The sequence below is a fragment of the Rhizorhapis sp. SPR117 genome (genome assembly GCF_021742065.1).
On record NZ_JAKKIE010000119.1, the window covers coordinates 1 to 5018 of the forward strand.

Sequence of the window (5018 nt, forward strand, 5' to 3'; positions counted from 1 at the left end):
CGACGAGATCCTCGCCGCCGTCAAACGCTTCTGCCAGAAAACAATGAAGCGAACTTCGGATTCAGGTGACTAGTTGACAATTGAGACCGCCGTGGAACCGTTATGGCGAAGTAGCATGCGCGGCCGTCCACGCCGTAGGAAGCCGAGCCACCGTGTGCCTTGGCGATTGCCTGCACCACGGAAAGGCCGAGGCCGGAGCCTACCCGGTTGCTGCCATAGCTTTGCTTTCCTTGCGCGAACAGTTTGAACGCGTCCTTCTCGAATTCACCGGCCAGACCCGGCCCCTGATCGACGACCCGGATTTCGACCTCGCCTGGCTGGATGATCACTTCGATGTGCAGGTCACAGGGATCGGCATGGCGTTGGGCGTTATCGACCAGTGCCAGCAAGGCCTGGCGGATCCGCGCTATATCGAGAAAGGCCGCGCCCGGAGCCAGCGCTGCGGTCAGGCTGAAACCCGCATCGACGAGGCCCGGTTCGACAAGCTCGGCAAAATCGGCGATTTCTCGCGCGACGTCGACCTCAATGCGCTCCAGCCGCATTTCCCCGCTGTCCAGCAGACTGACGACCCGCAGGTCTTCCACGAGGCGCGACAGTCCCTCGACCTGCCCCAGAAGCTTACGAAGTTGCGCCTCGTCTGGGACGAACACACCATCGATCATGCCCAGCAACCGCCCGCGCAAAATGGTGAGCGGCGTGCGCAGTTCGTGAGCGATCTGGGCATTCCAGGCGATGATGTCTCTGGCGCTTTCCTCGAGGCGATCGGCCATGCTGTTGAAGTCCGACACCAGCAGGGCGGCTTCTCCCGGCAGGTCATCATCGGCCTCGGCCCGTGCGCTGAGATCGCCCCCGGATATGCGCCGGGCAGCCTGCGCCACCGATGCCAGCGGCGCGACAATGCGCCCGGCGAGACGAAGCGCCATCGTAATCGTGACCAGCAGCACCAGCGCGGCAACCACCGCCAGCACCAGCAATTCCGGCGTCGTCGGAAGAAGTGTTCCGTCGTACTCCTTCGGTATCAGCGAAGGGTAGAAGTTGTACGCGGCCAGATAGAGGAGGTAGATGCCGAGATAGGACGCCAGCACGCCTATGAATGCGCCGAGGCCCATCGACAGCGCGACATGCCGCCCAAGGCCCTTGAGCGGCTTCATTTGACGGCCAGCAGCCGATAGCCGACGCCGCGCACGCCCGATGGCATATCGTCGATCCCAGCGTCGGCGAGCTTTCTGCGCAGCTTGCTGATATGGCTGTCCACCGTGCGATCGAGCGCGTCTCCACCCGACAGGCAGGCGTCGACCAGCTCTCCGCGGCCGAACACCCGCATCGGGGCAGCGGCCATGTGAACCAGCAGCCGATACTCGGTTAGCGTAAGGTTGAGATGAAGCAGCACGCCGCTCTCCGCATCGACGACGCTCGCAAGGTGGCTGTCCGGGTCGATCCGAAGCGCGCCCACGCGCACGATCCTGCTGGCGGAATTGCCCGCCGCGCGGCGCAGCACGGCCCGAACCCGCGCCACCACCTCGACCGGATTGAACGGCTTGACCACATAGTCGTCGGCCCCAATGCGCAAGGCCTGGAGCTTGTCGATATCCTTGTCGAGCGCGGTGATCATGATCACGGGTGTGTTCCCGTGTCGGCGGATTTCGCTCAGCACATCCCAACCGTCGCTGCCGGGCAGCCCGACATCGTGCAGCACCATGTCGGGCTTCAGAGTCTTGTGCAGGTCAAGCCCGGTTTTTCCGTCCGCGGCGGAGATGGACCGAAAACCCTCGCGTTCGAGATAGGCGGTCACGATTTCCGCGATCTCGGCCTCGTCTTCCACAACAAGTACAAGGGCATTGTCCGTTTCCAAGTTCCTGATCCTCCTCCAGAACGACCGCACTATAGAAGCAATTATCGGGGCAGGGCCACTGGCCTCCACCAAATCGCAACATTGCCTGCACACAAGGTCGACGCTCCGCTGCTATAGGTCCCGTGAAATCTGACCTGATACCGGTCGCTCATGGGCAGCCCTCCGGGCGGAGTTGAAGAACTTATGATTGCAAAGGTCTGCAGGCGCGCATCCGTCGCCGCTGTCAGCACGCTTGCCTTGATATTGGCCGCTTGCTCGTCGCAGGAGCAGGCACCGCCTCCCGAAATCGAAGTGACCATCCTGAAGGTCAAGCCTGAGGCACTCGCCTTGTTCGACGAACTGCCCGGCCGCGTCGTGGCCTATCGCGTCGCAGAAATCCGTCCGCAGGTTGGCGGCATTGTTCAGCGCCAATTGTTCGAACAGGGCAGCGAAGTGCGGGAGGGGCAGCCGCTGTTCCAGATCAACGCAGCGCCGTTCCAGGCCGACGCCAACAGCTCGGCGGCAGCCCTGCAACATGCGGAGGCGACCTTCGCCCGCGCACGGCTGCAGGAGGAACGCCTGCGCCCGCTGGTCGAAGTCGATGCGATCAGCCGCCAGAGCTATGACGATGCGCGTGTTGCGCGCGATCAGGCCGCTGCGGACGTTGCGGCGGCACGCGCGGCCCTTGCTCGCCGCCGTCTCGACGTGGGCTTTGCGCGCATCACCTCGCCAATCGCCGGTCAGATTGGCGAGGCCCTCGTCACCGAAGGCGCATTGGTTTCGGCAAATGACGCGAGTCCGCTGGCGACGGTGCAACAGATCGATCAGGTCTATGTCGACGTGCGTCAGCCGGTCGCCCGCATCGAGACGATGCGCGCCGCAATCGAGGCGGGCACGGCCGACCAGAATGCTCTGGTCGAGATCCTGTCGACGGATGGCGTACCCTATGCTGTGAAAGGGCGAATGCTGTTTTCCGGCATTACCGTGGCCCCCAGCACGGGCAATGCCGTCGTTCGCGTGTTGGTGCCGAACCCCGACCGACGTCTGCTGCCGGGCATGTTCGTCCGCGCGCGATTGCCGCGCACCTTCGAGCAGCAGGCGATCACCGTTCCCCAGCAGGCGGTCCGCCGCGATCCTGCCGGAAAGGCGCAGGTCTTCGTCGTCGATGCTCAGGGACGGGTCGCGGCTCGCGATGTAGTCGTGGGCGATGTGATCGACGGTCGCTACCTCGTCTCGAGCGGCCTTCAGGCCGGGGAGACCGTCGTCGTCGAGGGGCAGGACAAGGTTCAGCCCAATGTGCCCGTGAAGCCGGTCGCCTGGCGGCCTGCCGCCGCGTCACGCTAGGCGCTGGGAGCCCCGATCCATGCCTCACTTCTTCATCAACCGCCCCATCTTTGCCTGGGTCGTCGCCATCGTGATCGTCCTTGTCGGGCTGATCGCCATCCCGCAGCTGCCGATTGCGCGCTATCCGACCGTGGCGCCGCCCTCGGTCAGCATCTACGCGAGCTATCCCGGCGCCACGCCGCAGGCGATGAACGACAATGTGGTCAGCCTGATCGAGCGCGAGCTGTCGAGCGTCAAGAACCTGCTCTACTTCGAATCCTCGGTCGACACCTCGGGCGAGGCCTCGGTCACTGCGACATTCAAGCCGGGCACCGATCCCGAACTGGCGCAGGTCGACGTTCAGAACCGCCTGAAGGCGGTGGAGCCGCGGCTCCCGCAGATGGTGCGGCAAACCGGGGTGACGGTGGATGCGGCCTCGTCGAACTTCCTGATGATCATCGACCTCATCTCGCCCGATGGAAGCCACGATCCGATCCAGCTGGGGGACTATGCTGCGCGCAACGTCGTCCCCGAACTCAAGCGCATAATGGGCGTGGGGCGGACCCAGCTGTTCGGCTCCGAGCAGGCGATGCGCATCTGGTTCGATCCCACCAAGCTGCTCGCCTACAACCTCTCGATTGGCGACGTCACCGCCGCCATCGGTGCCCAGAACATCCAGATCGCGCCGGGCAAACTCGGAGATTCGCCAGCGGTTCCGGGACAGCGGGTCACAGTACCGCTGACGGCAACGGGCCAGCTCAGCACCCCGGAGCAATTCGCCGCCATCGTGTTGCGGGCCAATCCCGATGGCTCAAGCGTGAAACTCGGCGATGTGGCGCGCGTCGAGCTTGGCGCTCAGACCAGCAGCTTCTCGGTTCGGACCAACGCCAAGCCCAGCGCCGGTGTTGCGCTCATGCTGTCTCCCGGCGCGAACGCGGTGCAGACGCAGAAGACGGTGCTCACGCGGCTCGAAGAGCTCAAACAGGCCATGCCGACCGGGATCGAGCCGATTGTCACATTCGACACAGCACCGTTCGTCAGGATTTCCATCGAGAAGGTGGTCGTGACGCTGATCGAGGCGATGGTCCTTGTGTTTCTCGTGATGTTCCTGTTCCTTCAGAATATCCGCTACACCCTCATCCCGGCAATTGTCGCCCCGATCGCCTTGCTCGGCACCTTTACGGTGATGCTGCTGGCCGGGTTCTCGATCAACGTGCTGACGATGTTCGGCATGGTCTTGGCGATTGGCATCATCGTCGACGACGCGATTGTCGTGGTCGAGAATGTCGAGCGGCTGATGGCCGAGGAAGGCCTGTCGCCGAAAGAGGCGACGATCAAGGCAATGCACGAAATCACCGGCGCGGTGATCGGGATCACGATGGTGTTGTCGGCGGTGTTCATTCCGATGGCCTTCGCGAGCGGCTCGGTGGGCGCGATCTATCGGCAGTTCACGCTGTCGATGGCGGTGTCGATCCTGTTCTCGGCCTTTCTCGCACTGTCGCTCACGCCCGCACTGTGCGCGACGATTTTGAAGCCCGTGCAGGGCCATCACAACAAGAGCCGCTTCTTCAGCTGGTTCGACCGTAGTTTTGCACGGATGACCGAGTGCTATCGCGCCTGGCTGGACACCTTGCTGCGGCATACCCGCCGGGCGATGGCCGGGTTCGCGCTGATCGTCGGTCTGCTGGCGGTCAGTTTCGTCAATCTGCCCACCGCCTTCCTCCCCCAGGAGGATCAGGGCTATTTCATGACACTTTTCCAGCTTCCCGCCGATGCCACCACGGAGCGTGTTGATTACCGCTGAGAGTTGACCCGGGAGGGATATAAATTTCCGTCGAGAACTGACCCATGTTTGAACCACCTC

3 protein-coding genes and 1 pseudogene are annotated in these 5018 nt (G+C 63.4%); 2 read left to right on the forward strand and 2 right to left on the reverse strand.

Features of this window, described 5'->3' with window-relative positions; genetic code table 11:
* Nucleotides 1-20: 20 nt before the first annotated feature.
* Together L3X40_RS20860 and L3X40_RS20865 are read right to left on the reverse strand one after the other, a co-directional pair.
* Nucleotides 21-1151 (reverse strand): ATP-binding protein, encoded by a 1131-nt coding sequence (locus L3X40_RS20860; RefSeq protein WP_237367279.1) that lies wholly within the window; start codon nucleotides 1149-1151, stop codon nucleotides 21-23.
* Nucleotides 1148-1852 carry a response regulator gene (locus tag L3X40_RS20865; protein WP_237367280.1) on the reverse strand — a complete coding sequence of 235 codons (705 nt, stop codon included), beginning with the start codon at nucleotides 1850-1852 and terminating at the stop codon, nucleotides 1148-1150. Before L3X40_RS20865 ends, L3X40_RS20860 begins: the two co-directional genes overlap by 4 nt.
* Nucleotides 1853-2035: 183 nt before the next feature.
* Between L3X40_RS20865 and L3X40_RS20870 the strand changes: the two genes are divergently transcribed.
* Nucleotides 2036-3175 carry an efflux RND transporter periplasmic adaptor subunit gene (locus tag L3X40_RS20870; RefSeq protein ID WP_237367281.1) on the forward strand — a complete coding sequence of 380 codons (1140 nt, stop codon included), beginning with the start codon at nucleotides 2036-2038 and terminating at the stop codon, nucleotides 3173-3175.
* 19 nt (nucleotides 3176-3194) lie between these two features.
* Nucleotides 3195-4943: pseudogene (locus L3X40_RS20875) on the forward strand (efflux RND transporter permease subunit); the annotation flags it as partial.
* Nucleotides 4944-5018 lie beyond the last annotated feature (75 nt).

What these genes read in the sequence shown, in the direction of transcription:
- L3X40_RS20860 (WP_237367279.1), bottom strand. Translation starts at nt 1,151, where the DNA reads ATGAAGCCGCTCAAGGGCCTTGGGCGGCATGTCGCGCTGTCGATGGGC.
- L3X40_RS20870 (WP_237367281.1), top strand. Translation starts at nt 2,036, where the DNA reads ATGATTGCAAAGGTCTGCAGGCGCGCATCCGTCGCCGCTGTCAGCACG.